This window comes from Nocardia sp. NPDC059228, assembly GCF_042754245.1.
Lineage (GTDB): Bacteria > Actinomycetota > Actinomycetes > Mycobacteriales > Mycobacteriaceae > Nocardia.
The window spans coordinates 303,261-322,652 of record NZ_JBHZAL010000005.1; the positions used below are offsets into that span (position 1 = coordinate 303,261).

General features: G+C 68.9%; 14 protein-coding genes. 8 read left to right on the plus strand and 6 right to left on the minus strand.

Annotated features, from left to right (window positions below; all coding sequences use genetic code 11):
* Positions 1 to 65: 65 nt before the first annotated feature.
* A complete protein-coding gene (locus ACFXKA_RS11710) occupies positions 66 to 851 on the minus strand; it encodes a LuxR C-terminal-related transcriptional regulator (RefSeq protein WP_379427137.1) in 786 nt (261 codons plus the stop codon).
* Between the two features lie 107 nt (positions 852 to 958).
* Between ACFXKA_RS11710 and ACFXKA_RS11715 the strand changes: the two genes are divergently transcribed.
* The 6 genes from ACFXKA_RS11715 to ACFXKA_RS11740 all read left to right on the plus strand — a co-directional run bounded on the left by ACFXKA_RS11715 (position 959) and on the right by ACFXKA_RS11740 (position 8,945).
* Positions 959 to 1,795 (plus strand): SDR family NAD(P)-dependent oxidoreductase, encoded by an 837-nt coding sequence (locus tag ACFXKA_RS11715; protein ID WP_354840523.1) that lies wholly within the window; start codon positions 959 to 961, stop codon positions 1,793 to 1,795.
* A gap of 351 nt (positions 1,796 to 2,146) precedes the next feature.
* Positions 2,147 to 3,808: an acyl-CoA synthetase gene (locus tag ACFXKA_RS11720; protein WP_379427138.1), complete on the plus strand. Its 1,662-nt coding sequence runs from the start codon at positions 2,147 to 2,149 to the stop codon at positions 3,806 to 3,808.
* A 252-nt stretch (positions 3,809 to 4,060) separates the two neighbouring features.
* Positions 4,061 to 5,722, plus strand: a complete 1,662-nt coding sequence (locus ACFXKA_RS11725) for an acyl-CoA synthetase (RefSeq protein WP_379427139.1) — start codon at positions 4,061 to 4,063, stop codon at positions 5,720 to 5,722.
* A gap of 76 nt (positions 5,723 to 5,798) precedes the next feature.
* Positions 5,799 to 6,374 carry a hypothetical protein gene (locus ACFXKA_RS11730; RefSeq protein ID WP_354840515.1) on the plus strand — a complete coding sequence of 192 codons (576 nt, stop codon included), beginning with the start codon at positions 5,799 to 5,801 and terminating at the stop codon, positions 6,372 to 6,374.
* Between the two features lie 241 nt (positions 6,375 to 6,615).
* Complete coding sequence (locus tag ACFXKA_RS11735) at positions 6,616 to 8,088, plus strand: PepSY-associated TM helix domain-containing protein (RefSeq protein ID WP_379427140.1); 1,473 nt, start codon at positions 6,616 to 6,618, stop codon at positions 8,086 to 8,088.
* Between the two features lie 134 nt (positions 8,089 to 8,222).
* Positions 8,223 to 8,945 carry a hypothetical protein gene (locus ACFXKA_RS11740; RefSeq protein ID WP_379427141.1) on the plus strand — a complete coding sequence of 241 codons (723 nt, stop codon included), beginning with the start codon at positions 8,223 to 8,225 and terminating at the stop codon, positions 8,943 to 8,945.
* 303 nt (positions 8,946 to 9,248) lie between these two features.
* Here ACFXKA_RS11740 and galK read toward each other — a convergent pair whose 3' ends face one another.
* Positions 9,249 to 10,361 (minus strand): galactokinase, encoded by a 1,113-nt coding sequence (galK, locus tag ACFXKA_RS11745; RefSeq protein WP_379427142.1) that lies wholly within the window; start codon positions 10,359 to 10,361, stop codon positions 9,249 to 9,251.
* A gap of 272 nt (positions 10,362 to 10,633) precedes the next feature.
* On the opposite strand from galK, the gene ACFXKA_RS11750 reads away from it, so the two are divergent.
* Positions 10,634 to 12,154 carry a diguanylate cyclase domain-containing protein gene (locus ACFXKA_RS11750; RefSeq protein WP_379427143.1) on the plus strand — a complete coding sequence of 507 codons (1,521 nt, stop codon included), beginning with the start codon at positions 10,634 to 10,636 and terminating at the stop codon, positions 12,152 to 12,154.
* A gap of 77 nt (positions 12,155 to 12,231) precedes the next feature.
* On the opposite strand, the gene ACFXKA_RS11755 is transcribed toward ACFXKA_RS11750, so the two are convergent.
* Positions 12,232 to 12,984 (minus strand): DUF6319 family protein, encoded by a 753-nt coding sequence (locus ACFXKA_RS11755; RefSeq protein ID WP_354840504.1) that lies wholly within the window; start codon positions 12,982 to 12,984, stop codon positions 12,232 to 12,234.
* Between the two features lie 240 nt (positions 12,985 to 13,224).
* Complete coding sequence (locus ACFXKA_RS11760; protein ID WP_354840501.1) at positions 13,225 to 13,626, minus strand: hypothetical protein; 402 nt, start codon at positions 13,624 to 13,626, stop codon at positions 13,225 to 13,227.
* Positions 13,627 to 13,808: 182 nt separating this feature from the next.
* Between ACFXKA_RS11760 and ACFXKA_RS11765 the strand changes: the two genes are divergently transcribed.
* The gene (locus ACFXKA_RS11765; RefSeq protein WP_379427144.1) at positions 13,809 to 15,773 is read left to right on the plus strand and encodes a molybdopterin-dependent oxidoreductase; all 1,965 of its coding nucleotides are present in this window, start codon (positions 13,809 to 13,811) and stop codon (positions 15,771 to 15,773) included.
* A 9-nt stretch (positions 15,774 to 15,782) separates the two neighbouring features.
* Here the strand turns inward: ACFXKA_RS11765 and ACFXKA_RS11770 are convergent, their stop codons facing one another.
* Both ACFXKA_RS11770 and ACFXKA_RS11775 read right to left on the minus strand, forming a co-directional pair.
* Positions 15,783 to 16,682: an SGNH/GDSL hydrolase family protein gene (locus tag ACFXKA_RS11770; protein ID WP_379427145.1), complete on the minus strand. Its 900-nt coding sequence runs from the start codon at positions 16,680 to 16,682 to the stop codon at positions 15,783 to 15,785.
* 130 nt (positions 16,683 to 16,812) lie between these two features.
* Positions 16,813 to 19,329: an MFS transporter gene (locus ACFXKA_RS11775; RefSeq protein WP_379427146.1), complete on the minus strand. Its 2,517-nt coding sequence runs from the start codon at positions 19,327 to 19,329 to the stop codon at positions 16,813 to 16,815.
* Between the last annotated feature and the right edge of the window lie 63 nt (positions 19,330 to 19,392).

Genomic DNA, 19,392 nt, shown 5'->3' on the forward strand with positions numbered 1-19,392 from the left:
CGCCGATACCTGGATCGACCGGTTCGATACCGGATGGTGGCGCGATCAGGCCACCGCGAGCACGGTCAGGCCGCCGCGAAGCGGACGGCCAGCTGGGTGCGGCTGGTGCAGGCGGTCTCCGCCAGCACCCGGCTGAGGTGCTTCTTCACGGTGTCGACGCCGATGAACAGGCGCTCGCCGATCTGCCGGTTGGTGAGTCCGCGGGCCGCCAAATCCGCGACCTCCCATTCCCGGGGCGTCAGTTGCCAATTCGCGGCGGTATCACGCCGTTCCCGGTCCCGGGTGAGCTGATCGGCGACCAGCGGGGCGAGGTGCCGCCGCAGGGAGTGCAGGACGGCAACGTCCCGTTCCGACACCCGTAGCGAGTCCGCCACTGCCATACCGACATACAGCACACCGGCGGGACCGCCGTCCACCAGCATGGCCGCCTTGTCGTTGATTCCGTTGGGGCGCAGGAAGTCCGTCAGGAACGGAGTGGCGCCGGGAACTTCGCTGAGCCGGATGACGCCCCGGGTCCGCAAGAGATCGGCGACCAGCCCCCCGCGCAGGGGATCCGCTTCGATCCAGCGCGTGGCGTAGTCGGCGAGGAACTCGGAGGTGTACCCGCCTTGGATACCGCAGCCCTCACGGATCGCCTCGTCGAGCGAATCACCGTGCAGCACAGCGACTCCGGTGAATCCGAACCAGCTCCGCAGGGCCAGCAGCAGCCGCTCCCGGAACTCGGTCAGATCTCCGGCCCGATCCACCGATTCGAGCACGCCGATCAGCCGCCGATGGTCCTCGGCACTCAACGGGTCGCCCTCGGGGAGCGGGCGGGGACGGCGAGTGGGGTCGGTGAGGGCTCCGGTCACCGGTCCATATTCCACCTTTGGGCCATACCGTGGCACGCCGCGCGCGGGCATTGTCGGTGACAGCACTCCGGCGGACCCGCCGGAAGAACCGATCGAGGAAGCGACCCATGACTGCACAGACCTCCCGCCGCTGGCTGATCACCGGAGCCAACAGCGGTTTCGGCGCGGCCTTCACCCAGGCCGTGCTGGCCGCCGGGGACGAGGTGGTGGCCGCGGTGCGCCGCCCCGAGACCATGGCGGACATGGTTGTCGCGTACCCGGACCGGGTGCAGGTGGTGACCCTGGACGTGCGCGACCCGGCCGCCGCCGAGCGGGCGGTGAAGGAGGCCGGGCGGATCGACATCCTGGTCAACAATGCGGGCTACGGCATCGTCGGCGCGATCGAGGAGACCACCGAGGCCGATCTGCGGGACGCCATGGAGGTCATGTTCTTCGGCCCGCTGCGGCTGACCCAGCTGGTTCTCCCCCAGATGCGCGAGCGCCACGCGGGCGCCATCGTCCAGCTGACCAGCATGGGCGGGTTCCTGTCCTTCGCGGGCGTGGGCGCCTACAGCGCCGCCAAGGGCGCGCTGGAGCTGGCCAGTGAAGCCCTTGCCGCCGAGGTGAATCCGCTCGGCATTCAGGTGCTGATCGTCGAACCCGGGGAATTCCGAACCGGTTTCGCCAAGCCCGCCGCCCTCACCATCGGTTCCGCCATCCCGGACTACGCCGGCACCGTGGGCGCCATCCGCGACGGCCTGCCCGCCTCCGACCAGCAGCAGCAGGGCGATCCCGGCAAGGCCGCGGCCGCCGTCCTCGCGGTGATCGGTCAGGCGGACGCCCCGCTGCGCCTGGCCCTGGGCCCGGACGCGGTCGGCGCCATCCGCGGCAAGCTGGCCACCGTCGCCGCTGAGCTGGACGCCACCGCCCACCTGGGCCTGACCACCGGCTTCGACGAGGTCTGAGCCCGGATATGCGAACAGCCCGCCGATCGGTCGGCGGGCTGTTCGTATGAGCGCCGGATTACAGCGCGGCCAGCGACGCGCTTCCGGTGCTCATGGCGGCGACGATGTTGGCGAGTGCGGCGAGAATCTCCATGGGGTACCTCATCGGTTCGGGGAAGGGGAACCCGCAGCCTGGGCGACCCAGGTTACGAGCGAGCTATCAACAGGTGAACGCGGTAGGGCCATTCGCTCAGAGTTGCCGTGTGTCTGTTGTGACCGAATTTGTGTAACGGCCGTCACAGGCCGCTGTTACGGTGACGCTACCGCCGTCGGGTCCGGGCGGTGGACGGCTCGTCAACGGAGGTGGTCCGTATGGCCTCGGTTCTGCATTCGGCTCGGCAGCGCATGGCGCACACCGGTGAGGCACTCAAGGGCCTGAGGCGTTTGCGGGAGTTGGGGTTGAGCGATCCCACCGATCCGGTGGGGACGGTCCGATTACTCAGGGACGCCAGGGTTTTCGGGCCGCCGGCGACCGCGGTACGGCGCGCGGCGCGCCTGTTCGGGGACCGGCCGGCCCTCGCGGACGAGCGGGGTGAGCTCACCTACCGGGAGCTGGACGAGCAGTCGAACGCGCTGGCGCGCGGATTGCAGCGCAACGGCGTCAAACCCGGAACCGTGGTGGGCGTGCTGGCCCGCGATCACCGGGGCCTGGTGCTGACCATGGCGGCACTGGGCAAACTCGGCGCGCGGCTGGCACTGATGAACACCGGATTCGCCAAACCGCAGTTCGCCCAGGTCTGCGAGCGCGAGAACGTGCGAGTCGTATTGCACGACAGCGAATTCCTCGGCCTGCTCGACGCCCTGCCCGAGGATCTTCCGCGCATACTGACCTGGGTCGACGAGGGCACCGAAACACCGTCCGGCACAAAAACTCTGGACGAGCTCATCGCGGCCAACGCGCCGACGCCGCTGCCCGCGCCGAAGCAGCCGGGCGGCTTCATCATCCTCACCTCGGGCACCACCGGCCTGCCCAAAGGCGCCCCGCGCGAACGCACCGGACCACTCTCGACGGTGCAGATGGTGGACCGCATCGACTTTCCGCAGCAGGGCACGATGGTCATCGTCTCCCCCATCTTCCACTCCACCGGATTCGCGACCTGGCTGACCGCGTGCGCCTTCGGTAACAAGGTGGTGATGGCGCGCCGCTTCGACGCCGAGCGGACGCTGCGCCTGATCGCCGAGCACCGCGCCGACATGCTGGTGGCGGTGCCGACCATGCTGCATCGAATGGTCGAGCTGGACAAGGAGATTCGCCAGCAGTACGACACCTCCTCGCTGACCGGGATCGTGCTGGCCGGTTCGGCGCTGTCGCCGGAGCTGTCGGTGCGCACGGCCGAGGTGTTCGGGCCGGTGCTCTACAACCTCTACGGCTCCACCGAATGCGCGATCGCCTCGGTCGCCCGGCCCGAGGATCTGGCCCTCGCACCGGGGACGGCGGGGCGGGCGCCGCTCACCTGCGAGGTGGCGCTCTTCGACGACGACGGGCGGCGCGTCCTCGCCAAGAACGTGACGGGCCGAGTCTTCATCCGCTCGGGCTCACCGTTCAAGGGCTACACCGACGGGCGGATGAAGGAGGTCATCGACGGGTACATGTCCAGCGGCGACGTCGGGCACTTCGACGATCGCGGACTGCTGTTCATCGACGGCCGCGACGACGACATGATCGTCTCCGGCGGCGAGAACGTCTTTCCGCAGGAGGTCGAGAACCTGCTGCTGGAGCGCCCCGACGTATTCGATGCGGCAGTAGTCGGCGTGGACGATGTGGAATTCGGTAAGCGCCTGCGCGCGTTCATCGTTCCCGAGCCCGGCGCGAAGCTCGCGCCCGAGGAGATCAAGACCTATGTGAAGGCCAATCTGGCCCGCTACAAGGTGCCGCGGGACGTCTTCTTCCTGGACGATCTGCCGCGCAATGCCACCGGCAAACTGCTGCGCCGGGTCCTCGTGGAGTACGAGCCACCCGTCGCGAGTCAGTAGGCGGCACAGCGCCGAGCCAGCAGGCGGCACAGCGCCGAGTCAAGAGGCGGCACAGCGCCGATGGCGTCCGCGACACGGCGGCAATCCTGGGATCCCCACCACGAGCTGCGCGGTTTATTCGTAACCGCGAGTAACGGAGACCTCGGCCACACCCCGGCTGCCTGCGCTTGCTAGGGTTAGCACCGCACTGGATCTCGATGTTGCGGTCCGTCGGCCGACTCGTCCGGCGGGGGATCGCGGAAGGTTGTACCCATGTCACTTGCCCTTCCATCGGCTGGCACGGTTCTACGCAAGGCCGGCGATACGGCGCTCAGCGTCAATGCCATGGTCCGAGGGGGACTCTTCAATCCGTTGCGCCCTGATCACGCGGTGCGCTCGGCGCTCAATGTGCTGAAGTTCGGTCCGTTCGCGGGCGCGGTCGTGCATGCGGCCAACACCAATCCCAAGTCCGCGGCCATTGTCGACGAGCGTGGTGAGCTGACCTTCGAGCAGCTCGACCAGCAGTCCAATGCCTTCGCGCGCGGCCTCGCCGCCCAGGGCCTGGGCCCCGGCGATGTGATCGGTGTACTGGCCCGCGACCACCGCGGCATCGTGCTCAGCCTGGTCGCGGCCGGCAAGCTGGGCGTGCGCGCGGTACTGATGAACACCGGCTTCGCCAAGCCGCAGTTCGCCGATGTGGCCGCCCGCGAGAACGTCAAGGCGGTGCTGCACGACAGCGAGTTCTTCGATCTGATGTCGGCCATTCCGGCCGAGATTCCGCGCATCCTGACCTGGGTCGACGAGCAGGACAATGCCGACCCGTCGATTCCGACCATCGAGTCGGTGGCGGCCGGGCAGTCCACCGCGCCGCTGGCCCCGCCGGAGAAGCCGGGCGGCATGGTCATCCTGACCTCGGGCACCACCGGCACCCCCAAGGGCGCGCCGCGCGACAGGGTCAGCCCGTTCATCACGGCCCAGTTCCTGGATCGAATCCCGTTGCCGCGCAACAGCACCGTGGTGATGGCCGCCCCGATCTTCCACGCCACCGGCCTGTCGCAGTTCACGCTGTCGATCGCGCTGGGCAACCGGGTGGTGTTCCAGCAGCGCCGCTTCGATCCCGAGGGCACGCTGGCCAATATCAAGAAGTTCCGCGCACAGGGTCTGACCGTGGTCCCGACCATGCTGCAGCGCATCCTGGACCTGCCGGAAGAGACGCTGGCGAAGTACAACCCGGCGGAGACCCTGAAGGTCGTCTTCGCCGCCGGCTCGGCCATCCCGCCGGACGTCGTCACCCGCACCCTCGACTACTTCGGCGAGACCCTCTACAACGTGTACGGCTCCACCGAGTGCGCGGTCATGACCGTGGCCACCCCGTCGGAACTGCGCAAGGCCCCGACCACCGCGGGCAAGGCGCCGGTCGGCATTCGCGTCGCGCTCTACGACGAGAACCGCAAGCGCATCTCCGCGCCCAACGTGACCGGCACGATCTTCATCGAGAACGGGCACTCCTTCAAGCAGTACACCGACGGCCGCACCAAGGAGTACGTGGACGGCCTGATGTCCTCCGGCGACGTCGGTCACTTCGACACCGACGGGCTGCTGTTCATCGACGGCCGCGACGACGACATGATCGTCTCCGGCGGCGAGAACGTCTTCCCGCAGGAGGTCGAGAACCTGCTGTCCAACCGCCACGACATCCTGGAGGCGGCGGTGGTCGGGGTGGACGACCGCGACTTCGGAAAGCGCCTGCGCGCCATCGTGGTTCCGGGGCCCGACTCCAAGCGGGACGTGCAGGAGATCAAGGACTACGTGAAGGAGAACCTGGCGCGCTACAAGGTGCCGCGCGAGGTGATCTTCCTTGATGAGCTGCCGCGCAATGCCACCGGAAAGCTGCTGCGCAAGCCGCTGATCGAGATGGAAGTCACGGAGAATTAGCCAAAGCCGTTCACACCCCGCCGGTTAACGGCAGGGTACGGATAGGGGCGAGATCAGGCCTGGCTATTATCAGCGCGTGAACATCGAATCCGGCCGCTCTACAGCGCATTCCCGCAGCGATGCTGCGGTATTGCGCGGTGGGGCGGCCGGTTCGGTATCCGGGGCGCTCGCGGTGGCCGCGCACGGCTGGATCTCGGGGGCCGCGCCCCTGGAGTCCGGTCCACTGACGCTGCTGGTCGCCGCCTCGGCCGCGGTCGGCGCGGTGGTAGCGAGCGTGCACACGCTGCGCAGCACGGCGCTCGGGCTGGTGGTCGCGCTGATCGGCGGGCAATTCCTGGGTCACTTCAGCATGATGTGGGGCTCGCCGGGCAGCATGCACCATCACCACCACAATGCCTCGATGTGGAGTCCGGCCATGCTGGCCGCGCACATCGTGGCAGCGTGCGCGGCGGCCGTCGTCATCCTCGGTGCGGAAGCGGCCTATCGGATCGGCACCACGGTGCTGTCCTGGGCGCTGCCGCTACCTGTTTCACTACCGGTGCTCACCGGGCCGCCGCTGCTGCCCATCGCGCACCGGGATCTCGTCGTGCTGCGCATCTTCGCGGCCGACGTCTTCCGCACTCGCGGACCACCCGCGCTCGTTCGAGGCTGATTCCCTTCTTTCCACACCCGGGCACACGGACTTTCGCGTCCGTGTGACTTCGCCGTACACCCGCGTCCGTCGCGGTGGCGTCATGCGCGTCCGGGCATCCCCATGACCGCTGTGCGCACGCGGTGGCAGTCGCGTGCGCACCATGAGGGGGTCATGGTGTGCCCTGACATGCGTCGCCTCGACGTGTTCGCTCCCCGTACCGCGTGTCCCCGGGTGTTCCCTCGAACCCGAAAGATCGCTGGTGACAATCACTGACAGCGGTGTCGATACGACACCGCCGCCCTCCCCTACCCGGACGACGGAGCCGCCGTCCGGCCGGCCCCCGAAACGTGGCGCGGGCAATGCCTTTCAGGCGCTCATGCTGCGACTGCACTTCTACGCCGGCGTCTTCGTGGCGCCGTTCATCCTGATCGCGGCCGTGACCGGTGCGCTGTACGCGATCTCGCCGACGCTGGAGACCGTCACCTCCAGCGGCCTGCTGCACACCGATTCGACCGGCCCGGCCAAGCCGTTGCGAGAGCAGGTCGCCGCCGGGCAGGCGGCCGAGCCGAAGCTGGCGCTGGTGGCGGTGGCCCCGGGACAGCACGCCGGGGAGACCACGCGCGTGCTCTTCAGCGATCCGTCGCTGGGCGAATCCGAGCGGCGCGCGGTGTTCGTCGACCCGGTGACCGCGCAGCCGGTGGGCGACAGCGTCGTCTACGGCAGCTCGGGCGCGCTGCCCATGCGCACCTGGATCGACCAGCTGCACAAGGATCTGCACCTGGGCGCGTTCGGCCGCTACTACAGCGAGATCGCGGCCTCCTGGCTGTGGCTGGTGGCGCTGGCCGGTCTGGTGCTCTGGTACCGGCGGGTGCGGGCGCGGCGCGAGAAGCGGTCGCCCGGCTGGCTGCTGCGGCCGGACCGGTCGCGGCCGCGGGCCCGGACACTGAATTGGCATGCGGTGGTGGGTGTCTGGATCCTGCCGGTGCTCCTGCTGCTGTCGGTCACCGGTATGACCTGGTCGAAGTACGCGGGTGAGAACGTCACTCAGCTGCGGCAGGCGATGAGCTGGACCACGCCCGCGGTGAGCGCCAAGCTGCCCGGGTCGACCGGTCCGGCCATGTCCGCGGGCGGCGAACACGATCACCACGGTGGCGCTGCGGCCGCGGCCATGCCTCCCGCCGACAGGGCGGCACTGGTCGACACCGTGTACGGCGTCGCCCGGGCCAACGGCCTGACCGGGCCCTTGGAGATCAGCATTCCGGCCAAGGACGGCATGGCCTTCGTGGCGCAGGAGCTGCGCCGGCCCGGCCAGTACACCCGCGATGCCATCGCGGTGGACGGCGCGACCGGCAATGTCACCGACAAGCTGCCGTACTCCGACTGGCCGCTCATGGCCAAGCTCACCAACTGGGGCATCCAGTTCCACATGGGCCTGATGTTCGGCCTGGCCAATCAGCTGCTGCTGCTGGTCATCATGGCCGGGCTGGTCACGGTGATCGTGCGCGGCTACCTCATGTGGTGGCGGCGCCGCCCGACCAAGGAGTCGATGCTCGCCGTGGGCAAGGCCCCGCGCCGGGCGCTGGCGCAGACCCCGCTGATCATCCTGGCGCCGTTGGCCGCGGCCGCCGCGGTGGTCGGCTGGTTCGCGCCCATGATCGGCATTCCGCTGCTGGGCTTCCTGGTGATCGACGTGCTGGTGGGTGTGGGAGCCCGCCTGCGCGCCACCGCCTAGTTCACGAAAACCGCTGAGCGACACGGCCTCCGGGTCGTGCCGCCGGCCGGTCACATCATTTCGCGGCTCACGCACAGAGTAGAGCCGCGCCATCCGTGCGGACCCTGACCCGCACTGACGAAAGACGAAACCTGATGAAGCTCAACAAGTTCGCCGTGTCCGCCGCCCTCGTGACGACCGCACTCGGGGTCACCGCCGGAACCGTGAACGCCGCACCCGCCCAGTCCGACGCGGGTGTCGTCAACTACACCGCCACCGCCGGCGAGAGGGACCTGACCATCCGCACGGATGCCGGGTCGCTGGTGGTGGACAACGGTGTTCTGAAGATCGAGACCGCCGACGGAACCACGGTCGCGGGCACCGAATTGTCGTTCCGAGTGGACGATTTCGTCTTCCCGATCGCCGCCGACATCCACGACCGCGTCGCCACGCTCACCCCGCAGTTCGATACCGCCCACGCGGTCTACCAGCCGGTCGCGCTGCCCTTCGAGAACAGCGCGCCCTGGAAGTCGGACTACGAGCGTGAACAGGCCGCCTGGAGCCGCATGACCAGCACCATCTCCATGGGCGCCACCATCGGCACCCTGGCCGGCGGCCTCGGCGGCGCGGCTCTCGGCTGCCTGCTCGGCGCCGTCGGCGCCGCCGGCCTGGTCACCCTCGGCTCCGCAGGCGTCCTCGCCGCCATGTTCGTCCCGCTCCTCGGCGCAGCCGGCACCGGCTGCCTCATCGGCGCAGGCGCCGTCGGCTTCGTCGGCACCATCGCCGGCCAGCTCTTCGTAACCGCCCCGGTAGCCATCGCCGCCGCAGTCCAGTACTTCACAACCATCACCCAGCCCTCGATCACGCTCGCGAAGTAACCCGAAACCCGTTGCCGCCGACCGATCCACCAACTCCCCGATCGGCCGGCGGCACCGTGGTTCCGACCGAAAACAGGCCTCCCGCCACCATTTACACCGACCCGGACGACAGCAGCACACCAACGGTCACTGCTGACATACCGCCGAACTGACCGAGGCCGGGCGAATGACCCACACGCACTACAGTTTCGCGGCTCGGCGGACAGCGCGTTGCTCGGCGGAGGGTTACCGCTCGGGTCCGGCCGCACGTGGATCCAGTTACGGCGGACAGCCTCTGACGACGAGTTGGAGGTACAGCGCGGGTCAGGGAAGGCGGTGGGCGCCGGCGGAGGGGGTTGCCGTGTAGTCGCGGGGTGGGGGGAATCCCTTGGTGGCGAAGGATTCTCGAATGGCAGTGACGATGTTGGGGGTGTCGTCGCGGTCGGCGAGGGCGAGGATGCTGCCGCCGAAGCCGGCGCCGGTCATGCGGGCGCCGTGGGCGCCGGCGGCGAGGGCCGCGTCGACGGCGGTGTTCAGCGGTGGGGCGGAGACTTCGAAGTCGTCGCGGAGGGATTGGTGGGCGGCGGTGAGGAGGGGGGCGATGGCGCGGGGGTCGGCGCCGGTGCGCAATTGTTCGGCTATTTGCAGGACACGGGCGTTTTCGGTGATCACGTGGCGGGCGCGGCGGCGGAGCAGGGGGTCGGTGAGGCGGTCGGCTTCGGCGGCGAAGGGGATGTCGCGGAGGGTGGGGGCGTCCAGTTGAGCTGCGGCGGCGGCACATTCGGCGCGGCGGGCGGCGTAGTCGCTGTCCACCAGGCGGCGGGGGGTGCCGGTGTCGATGATGAGCAGCGTCAGGCCGAAGGCGGCCAGGTCGAAGGGGATCTGCTCGGTGGCTCCGGTGCGGGTGTCGAGGAAAAGGAGGTGGCCTGCGGTGCAGAGGAGAGAAGCGGACTGGTCGAGGGTGCCGGTGGGGACGCCGGCGTAGACGTTTTCGGCGGTGCGGGCGATGTCGATGAGCTCGGTGTCGGTGACGGCGGGGGCGAAGAGGTCCCGCAGAGCGATGGCGACCGAGCAGGACAGGGCCGCCGAGGAGGACAGGCCCGCGCCGATCGGGACGGTGCCGTCGAGATCGAGGTGGACGCCGGGCACCTCGTGGCCGCGGCGCTCGAATTCGCGGATGACGCCGAGCGGGTAGCGCGACCAGGCGGGGAATTCGGACCAGCCGCCGGCGGCGAGGGCGGCCATGGTGGTGTCGACGAAGTCACCGGGCGCCTGCCGGGATCTCAGCCGCACCACACCACCCGGCCCGGCCGCGGCGGTGCAGGTCACACCCAGTGGCAGGGCCATCGGGAGCACGTAGCCGTCGTTGTAATCGGTGTGCTCGCCGATGAGATTCACCCGGCCCGGGGCCCACCAGCGTCCCGCCGTCGTTTCCACTTCCGGCTCCTGTTCACAGGTTCGCGCAGGCCGTACGGTTCGATTCGCTGGGGAGCATAACGAGTCTCGCGGAAAGTGATCCTGCGGGTTCGCCGAACTCCGCTCCGGAGCGGCCGTTTTCATGTCATGATCGGTTCGGTTGCCCAGATAGTGGCAGCGCCTTTTCTCTACCGGGCACTCTGCCACCGCTGCGCGGGACCTATGCTCGTACCGCAACACTCGGTTGATGATCGGCGGTGTCTTTTCGAGTACTGCTCGGATAAGGGGGGCTGGTGGGAACGGACGTACAACCGGCCGAACGGTCTGGTCCGCGCTTCAAAATCTGCTGGCGCACCACGCTGTTCATCGGTGGCGTGCTCATTCTCGGACTGCCCATGGTGGTCAATACCCGCGCGGTGGCCCTGGGCACCCTGTTCGTGTCGGTGGCCATCAGCCTCACCATGATCGGGCTCGGCGTACGCAGGTACCACCCCCGCCATCCCCTGCCCTGGTATCTGCTGTCGGCGTCCGCCGTGCAGTTCGCCATCGGCACCGGGCTGCGCCACATCTCCGAATCGCAGCGCCACCCCTTCGACGATCTCTTCACCCTCAGCGGATACTGCTGCGTCGGCGTGGCCGCGGTGCTGTGGCTGCGCCCCCGGCAGAACAGCACCGACCACGATCTGCTGCTGGACTCCGGGCTGATCGGCCTGGGCGCGCTACTGCTGTCGTGGACGTTTCTCATCTCACCGGTTCTGCACATGACGCACCACACCTACTTCACCACCATCACCTCGGTCGCGGATCCGATCGTGGACGCCCTGCTGCTCACCGTGATCGTGCACTCGGTGATCACCTCGGCGCGCTCGGAAACCTCGCTGCGACTGGTGCACCTGGCCATGCTGGTGATCCTGGCCGGTGACCTGGCCTACAACCTGGAGACCGCGGGCTCGGCGGTCTTCGGCCGCCAGATCCAGCTGCTGCCACTGCAACTGGGCTTCACGCTGATCGGCGCGGCCGCCCTGCACCCGAGCATGGTGGTCCTCGGCGAGCCGCGCGACATCCATCCGCACCGGTCCCGGCAGCGGGCCAGCATCATCGCCATCGTCATGATCGTGGCCTCGCTGGTGCCGGTGGTGGGCTCCAGCCTCGACACACTCGACCGCGTGGTGGTGTCCTCGCTCTTCGCCCTCCTACTAGCGGGCGTACTACTACGCAGTGAACGCGCCATCGAACGCAGCGCCCGCAGCGAACGGCGCGCGCAGTATCAGGCAGACCACGACATGCTCACCGGACTCCTGAACCGCGCCGCCCTGCTGCGGGCGCTGCATCGTAATCGGGAGCGTTGGGCCGGACAGCCTTTGGCCCTGCTGTTCATCGACCTCGACGGCTTCAAGCGGGTCAACGACAACTACGGCCATGCGGTGGGTGACGAGCTCATCGCCAATGCCGCCGCCCGCATCCGCCGTGTGATCCGCCGCGATGACGCGGCCGCCCGTTACGGCGGTGATGAATTCGTGGTGCTCGCCCCGCTGGCGCAGCAGCAGGTCCGCCAGCTGGCGGAGCGGCTGCTCGCCACCCTGGGAGAACCGTTCGAGCTGAGCGCGGCCGAGGTGCGAATAGCGGCCAGTATCGGAATCGCCTGCACCAAGCCACGAGAGACAGAGACCACCGTCTACGAGCTACTGCGCGAGGCGGATTCGGCCATGTACCACGCCAAGGAATACTCCCTCGGCTACATCTTCCACGACGACCTGCGCCGCAGCCGTCCCGAATCCGGTCCTCGTACCTGGCAGCGCGAATCCGCGGTATGACCCGGAAGCGGCCCAGCCCCACACGAAATGGGTTGGGCCACCGGTCCTCGCGCCGGAGTTACTCGCGTGGAATCTCGTCAGGCCAGGTCTTCGAGTAGCCGACGGGCCGATTCGAGTTCGGCCTGCAGCTGCGCGACCTTGGCCTGCTGGGCGGCGCGGACCGACTCGTGGATGGAGTCGACGACCTCGGCGAATTCGGGGTGGAGAATCTTGGCGGCCTGGGCCACAGCGGAACTCGTGACCGGCAGGCCCTTGATGGTGCGCTTCTTGCCGTTCACGACATCCAGGGTCCACTCCCCCTCGGCGGTGCCGCTGAGGGTGACCGTCACCTCGGGAGCCTTCGGCTTCTTCGCGGCGGCGCTGTTGGCGGCATTGCGGGCCGGACGCGACGCGGCGGGCTTGGCCTTGGCCTCGGGCGCGGATTCCGCAGCCGGCTGCGGGGTCTCGACCTTGGCTTCCGGAGCGGGCGAAGCGCTCGGCGCGCTGGCCGGCATCGTCACGGGAGACGACATCGTCACGGTGGGTTCCTTCCTGGTTGCCGTTTTCGGTTGAGCTCCGGCCGGTTTGGCCGGGTTCTGCCGGGCCGGTTTGGTCAGGGTCACCTCGGTGGGACCGAAGGACAGCACATCCTTCGAGCCCGTCGGCTTCACCTGCAGGAAATCCCCCTCGGACGGATCCCCGAGGGACATCACCTTTCCGGAACGGCCTTCCGGGACGCCGACCGCCACCGCGGTGAACCACACCATCGGTGGCCGGCCCGCGTCGATTTCCGCGGCGATCTGCCGAATTTCGGTATCCGACAAGGGCTGTGGCTTGGTACGGGTCGACATGGGGCACTCCGGGCGGACGGGGCGGACATCTGCGTGCCAAGAGCATGCACCATGGCACCGACAAATCCACATCCGGAGAACGCACATGGTCACCGCCCGAGAGCCAGTGAACCGTCAGCTATTCCTACTGGTGCGGCCCACAGAGCATGGCCGGCGCTGGTGATCCTAAGCGTCCGCCCCTGTCCCCGCGCAACTTTCGAGGCAGCGCGACCGCGCGGCCGCCCGATTCGCGAGGATCGGTCAGAGTTGCTCGACCCCGCGCAGCACACACCGGACGGTCTGTGGCCGCGACACCGGATTCAGCCGCGTCTCGGTGGTGAAGTCCTGTGTCGAGCCCGGCGCCACCAGCACCTCGGTGCGTGTCCGTTCCAGATCGGTGGACTCCGGCGACATGAAACTGATCACCACCAGATACCGGTGCTCCACCACGTCCCGATTGCTCACCACCGCCGTCGCCTGCCAGCCCGCCGAGGTCCCCGCGCAGGCGGTCACGAAGGCGCTGCGCTGCATCTCGCCCGAGTCGCTGGCGGCCATCTCGCTGTTCGCCTGGTGTGCGTGCGCGGCATCGGTATGGGCGCATCCGGTCAGCAGCGCCGCACATCCCGAGACGACGCCGACGAGACCTCGGCCGGGGGTGATCATGAATCTCCCATTCCACCGCGCACTTCCGCCCCCGCACTCCTGTTGCGGCTGATTAGCCGCGCGCCGAGAGTACCCCAGCTCGACCGCGTGTCGTCACATGACGGCATAGGCGTGTCGCGCCCGGAAACCGGCCGTACGCTCGCCTTTCGCGCGCCCGCGCGGACCTGCCTACGATCGATCGGGTGAAGGTTCTCGGAGCATGCCCACTCGACTGCCCGGACGCCTGCTCCTGGGTGGTGGACGTGCAGGACGGCCGGGCGACCGGCCTGCGCGGCAACCGCGAGCACCCGGTCACCCGGGGCGCGCTGTGCGTGAAGGTGAACCGCTACCTCGACCAGGTCCACTCTCCCGAGCGCCTCACCCGGCCATTGCGCCGGGTCGGCCGCAAGGGCGGGGGCCGCTTCGAACCGATCACCTGGGACGAGGCCCTCGACGAGATCGCCACCCGGCTCACCGGCATCCTCGCCGAGTACGGCGGCGAGGCCGTCTGGCCCTTCCACGGCACCGGCAGCCTCGGCTACATCCAAGGACTGGAGGGCTTTTCCGGCCGGCGGTTCTTCAATGCGCTCGGCGCCTCCCTGCACGACCCGACCATCTGCTCCGTCGCGGGCAGCACGGGGCTGAAATACACCCTGGGCACCGCGGGCGGCATGGACCCGGAGCAGCTGGCGCAGTCGCGGCTGATCCTGCTGTGGGGCACCAATCCGCTCAGCTCCGGCCATCATGTCTGGAAGTTCATCCAGGACAGCGGCGCGTACACGGTGGCCATCGATCCGGTGCGCACCCGCACCGCCGAACGCTGTGACGAACACCTCGCCCCGCTGCCCGGCACCGACGCGGCGCTGGCGCTGGGGCTCATGCACGTCATCGTCGGGCTGGGCGCCGAGGACACCGAGTTCCTGGAAACCCGCACCGAGGGCTGGCCCGAATTCCGTGAGCGCGTCGCGCAGTACCCGCCGGAGCGGGTCGCCGAGATCACCGGGCTGCCGGTGGAACGCATCGTGGGTCTGGGCGAACGCATCGCCCGCACCCGGCCCACGGCCATTCGCGCCTCGCAGGGGATGCAGCGGCACGCGGGCGGCGGGATGGCGCTGCGCACGCTGGCCTGCCTGCCCGGTGTCACCGGCGACTGGGCGATTCCCGGTGGCGGACTGCACTATTCGACCAGCGGGCACTTCCGGCTCGACACCCCCGCGCTGATGCGATTCGATCTGCTGCCGCATCCGGTGCGGACACTGTCCATGACCCGCATGGGCGAGGTGCTGCTGGACACCGACGGGCCGCCGGTCAAGGCGCTGTTCGTGATCGCGGCGAATCCGGTGGGGTCCAATCCCGATCAGCGCCGGGTGATCGAGGGCCTGTCCCGCGAGGATCTGTTCACCGTTGTCCTGGAACACTTTCCGACCGACACGGTCGACTACGCCGATATCGTCCTGCCGGCCACCATGCAGCCCGAGCACCTCGATGTGCTGGCCGCGTACGGCAATCTCTATCTGGTCTGGAACGAACCGGCCGTGACCCCGCCCGGTGAATGCCTGCCCACCACCGAGACCTTCCGCCGATTGGCCCGGCGCCTGGGGCTGACCGAACCGGCGCTGTACGACTCGGATGAGGATCTGGCGAACCAGCTGCTGAAACAGTACGACGTCGACCGGCTGCGCGCCGACGGCTTCCTGAAGATCGATCCGCGCCCGGTGCCGGTGGACAAGCTCCGGTTCGTGTCGGACCGCGCGGCGCGGGCGGGCCACGATCCGCTGGCCGGGTACACCCCGCCCGCCGATCCGGGCGACGGACTGGTGCTGATCTCCGCGGCGTCGCACTACTTCCTGAACACCAGCTTCGGCGTCGATCCCGAATTACGCAGGCGCGCAGGCGCACCGACCGTCACGATCCATCCCGGGGACGCGGAAGCGCGCGGCATCGCGGACGGCGATCCGGTCACCGTCCACAATGATCGCGGCTCCTTCGAGGCCGTCGCCGAGGTGTCCGACCGGGTCCGGCCCGGTGTCGCCGCGACCACGAAGGGCCGCTGGGCCAAGCACTCCGGCGGTGCGACGGTGAATGCGACCGTCGCGGAACGTGATTCGGACTTCGGCGGCGGCGCGGTGTTCCACGACAACCGGGTATCGATCACCCCGCGCCGCTGACCGCGCCGGTCAGGAGGTGGCGTCGAGGGTCTCCAGGACCCGCCGCGCCTGGTAGTCCGCGCCGAGCTGGTTGGGGTGGAACGGCACCGCGAGCCCGACCGGGCTGCCCGAGAACGGCAGCAGCCCCTCCACCCAGCGGGTGCCGACGGGCTGACAGGCGTCGTGCCCGGAGCTGCCGTCGTAGGTATCGACGAACTCGACTCCGGTCTCGGCGGCCACCCGCCCGAGCATGTCGTGCAGTTCGATCAGCTTCTGCCCCAGCCAGATGGCGTCGGGGTCGGCGATAGGGATCTCCGGCCAGCAGCCGCCGTCGAGGCCGATGCCCTCGAAGTAGTCGAGCAGCAGGATGCGGGCGTGCGGGGCGCGCTCGCGAATGCCGGCGATGGTGGCGGCCACCCGGGGTTCGGTGCGGGCGATGTTCTGCGACATCCGGTCGACGCCTCCCACCACCATCTCGTTCAGGCAGGGGCTGACGGCGGGGTCGAGGGTGATGCAGTCGGTGACGGTGGCCGCGAGACCCGCGTCATTGCCGCCGATTTCGAGGGTGACCAGGTCGGTGTTCTCGGTCAGCCGGTCGTACTGTGGCGCGTTGTCGCCGAGCGCGGTGTGCTGCGGCCGGGTCATGTCGGCGGTGACCGCGCCGCCGCAGGTGGCGTCGCGGAACACCGGCACGGCCAGGGCCGCGGCGACCTGCTTGGCGTAATTGTGGACGCTCTGCACGCAGGGCACCGGGGTGAAGGCGGTGGTGAGCTGGCTCAGGGTGGCGTCGGCGGCCCAGGAATCGCCCAGGGCCACATACTCGTTGACGGCTGCGCCGGTGTCTGGGATGGCGGGTTCGGCCTGGGCGACGGTGGTGGGCACGAGGGCGGCGAGGGCGGCCATGGTCAGCAGTGCACGCGAGGTCTTCATGTCGGTTCTCCCCTGGACCAGCCCAATACCGAACATAGAACTGTATTCAGCTCGGAAACCTAACAGCTGCAGGACCGCGGCGCGCGGCGAATTGCGACAATCTTCAGTCGCGACCGCTCCCGGCCCCGGCTCAGACCCGATCCACCGACTCCCAGCGCTCGCGCCCCGGCGACTCCACCCGCTCGTAGCCCAGCAGCACATCGTGGGCGACCTCGCCGTCGGCGACCGTTACCCGGCTGAACACCGCTGGATATCCCCGGGCCATCACGGTGTAGCGCCCCTCCGCCAGATCCGGCACGGCATAGCGGCCGGTGTCGTCGGTGCGGGTCACGGCGATCAGATCACCGGCCTCGTCCAGCACCGTGATCTGGGCATCGGGCACGCCGTGCCCGCAGTCGTTGCAGGCCGATCCGGCCAGCACCGCGCGCGGCGCCAATTCGATGTCGTGGCGCAGCATTCCGCTGTCCGGCACGGTCAGGGTGACCGCGGAGGGACGCATGTGATCGGCCACCGCGACCAGCGTGTAGGTGCCGGCCAGCACGCCACGGCAGATGAAATCGCCCTCCGGGGTGGTGACCGTCGAGCCGACCACGTCACCGAACGCGTCGGTGAGGGTGATGGTCGCATCGCCCAGCGGCGCACCGCGTCCCACCGACCGCACCACGCCCGACACCTCACCGGATCCGAGCAAGGCCACATCCAGGCGGTGCGGGCGGCTGCCGACCGAAATGGTCACCGCGGCGGGCTGATACCCGAACGCCGACACGATCAGTACGTAGCCGCCCGCGCGCGGGACCGCGATGACATAGCCGCCGTCGGGTTGGCCGACGGTGCGCGAAACCTGGCGTCCGTGTTGGTCGATGAGGGTGAGCACGGCGTCGGGCACCGACTGCCCGTCCTCGCGGTGCACGCACCCCGACACCGACAGCCCCGACGGCTCGGCGCTATGGAATTCCGGCTCCGGCTCCGGCTCGAGTTCGGGCTCGATTTCCGGCTCGGCGATCTCCTCCACGACCGGCGTCGGAACATCCTGCAGCGGAATCTCTTTCATGAACGCGAGCACGAACGCCGCCACCACCGCCACCGCGGCCGCCACGACGAACACCCCGGCCATGGCGTGGGTGAATCCGGTCAGGATGGGTACGCGCAGCTGGTCCGGCAATGCCGCGATGCCGCTGGTGTTGCTCTGGATCCGGCCCAGCTGCCCGGCGTCGAATCCCGGTGGCAGCTGCCCGCCGAAGGCCGCCAGGATCTTGTGCGGCAGCAGGTTGAACAGGATGGTCAGGAAGACCGCGACGCCGAGCGTGCCGCCCATCTGCCGGAAGAAGGTGGCCGACGCGGTGGACACACCCATATCCGAGCGCGGCCCGGCGTTCTGCGCCGCGATGATGAGCGTCTGCATGCACCCGCCGAGGCCGAAACCGATGATGCCGCAGTACAGCAGCGGCTGCCACAGCGGGCTGTCGTAGTGCACCAGCGCGAACAGCACCGACCCGGCGCCGATCACCAGCGAGCCGAGGATCGGCAGCACCTTGTAGCGCCCGGTGAATTTGGTGATGAGCCCGGACAATTGCGCGCCCAGCATGATGCCCACCACCAGCGGCAGCATGAAGAGCCCGGAGCGCGTGGGCGAATATCCGCGCACCACCTGGAAGTACAGCGGCACCAGCACGATCGCGCCGAACATGGCGACACCGACGATGAACCCACCCAGGATGGCGATGCTGAAGGTGCGATTCGCGAACAGCCGCAGCGGAATCAGCGCGCTGTCCTTCATGAGGAATTCGACGATCAGGAACAGCACCAGTCCGGCCGCCGCGATGCCGTAGCAGAGCAGCGCGCGATGGGAGGACCAGCCCCAGTCCCGGCCCTGCTGGGCGACGATCAGCAGTGGAACCGTGCCCGCCGCAAGGGTTATCGCCCCCAGCCAGTCGGTGCGGTGGCGGTGCCGCGCGAAGGGCACGTCCAGCACCTTGCCGACCACCAGTAGCGCCAGCACCCCGATCGGCACGTTCACCAGGAACACCCAGCGCCAGCCCGCGAGCCCGAGAATGTGGTCGGCATTGGAGAAGAAGCCGCCCAATACCGGTCCCAGCACCGTGGCGATGCCGAAGACCATCATGAAATAGCCCTGGTACCTGACCCTTTCGCGGGGCGGCACGATATCGCCGATGATGGTGAAGGCGAGCGACATGAGCCCGCCCGCGCCGACGCCCTGCAGCGCACGGAATCCCGCGAGCTGGTACATGGAGGTGGCGAAGGTGCAGCACACCGAGCCGACAACGAAGATGCCGATGGCGATGAGATAGCAGGGTTTTCGGCCGTAGATGTCGGCGAGCTTGCCGTAGAGCGGCGTCGAGATGGTGGCGGTGATGAGGTAGGCCGTGGTGGCCCAGGCCTGTTTGTCGAAGCCGTGCAGGCTGTTGGCGATGCGGACGATCGCCACGCTCACGATGTTCTGGTCCAGCGCCGCCAGGAAGACGCCCAGCAGCAGGCCGGACAGGATGGTCATGATCTGACGGTGCGACAGCGTTCTCTCGATCGGCGCTGCCCGGTCGCTCGGTGCCGGGGCGGCCGGTGCGACCCGGACCGGCGCCGCCACCCGTGCCGGGGTGGACACCGATGTCTGGGTGGAGATGTTGGTCATGTTTGGGGCCCTTGTCGGATTTCGGCTGTCCGTGCGTGCGGTGCTACTCGAAAAGACCTCGCC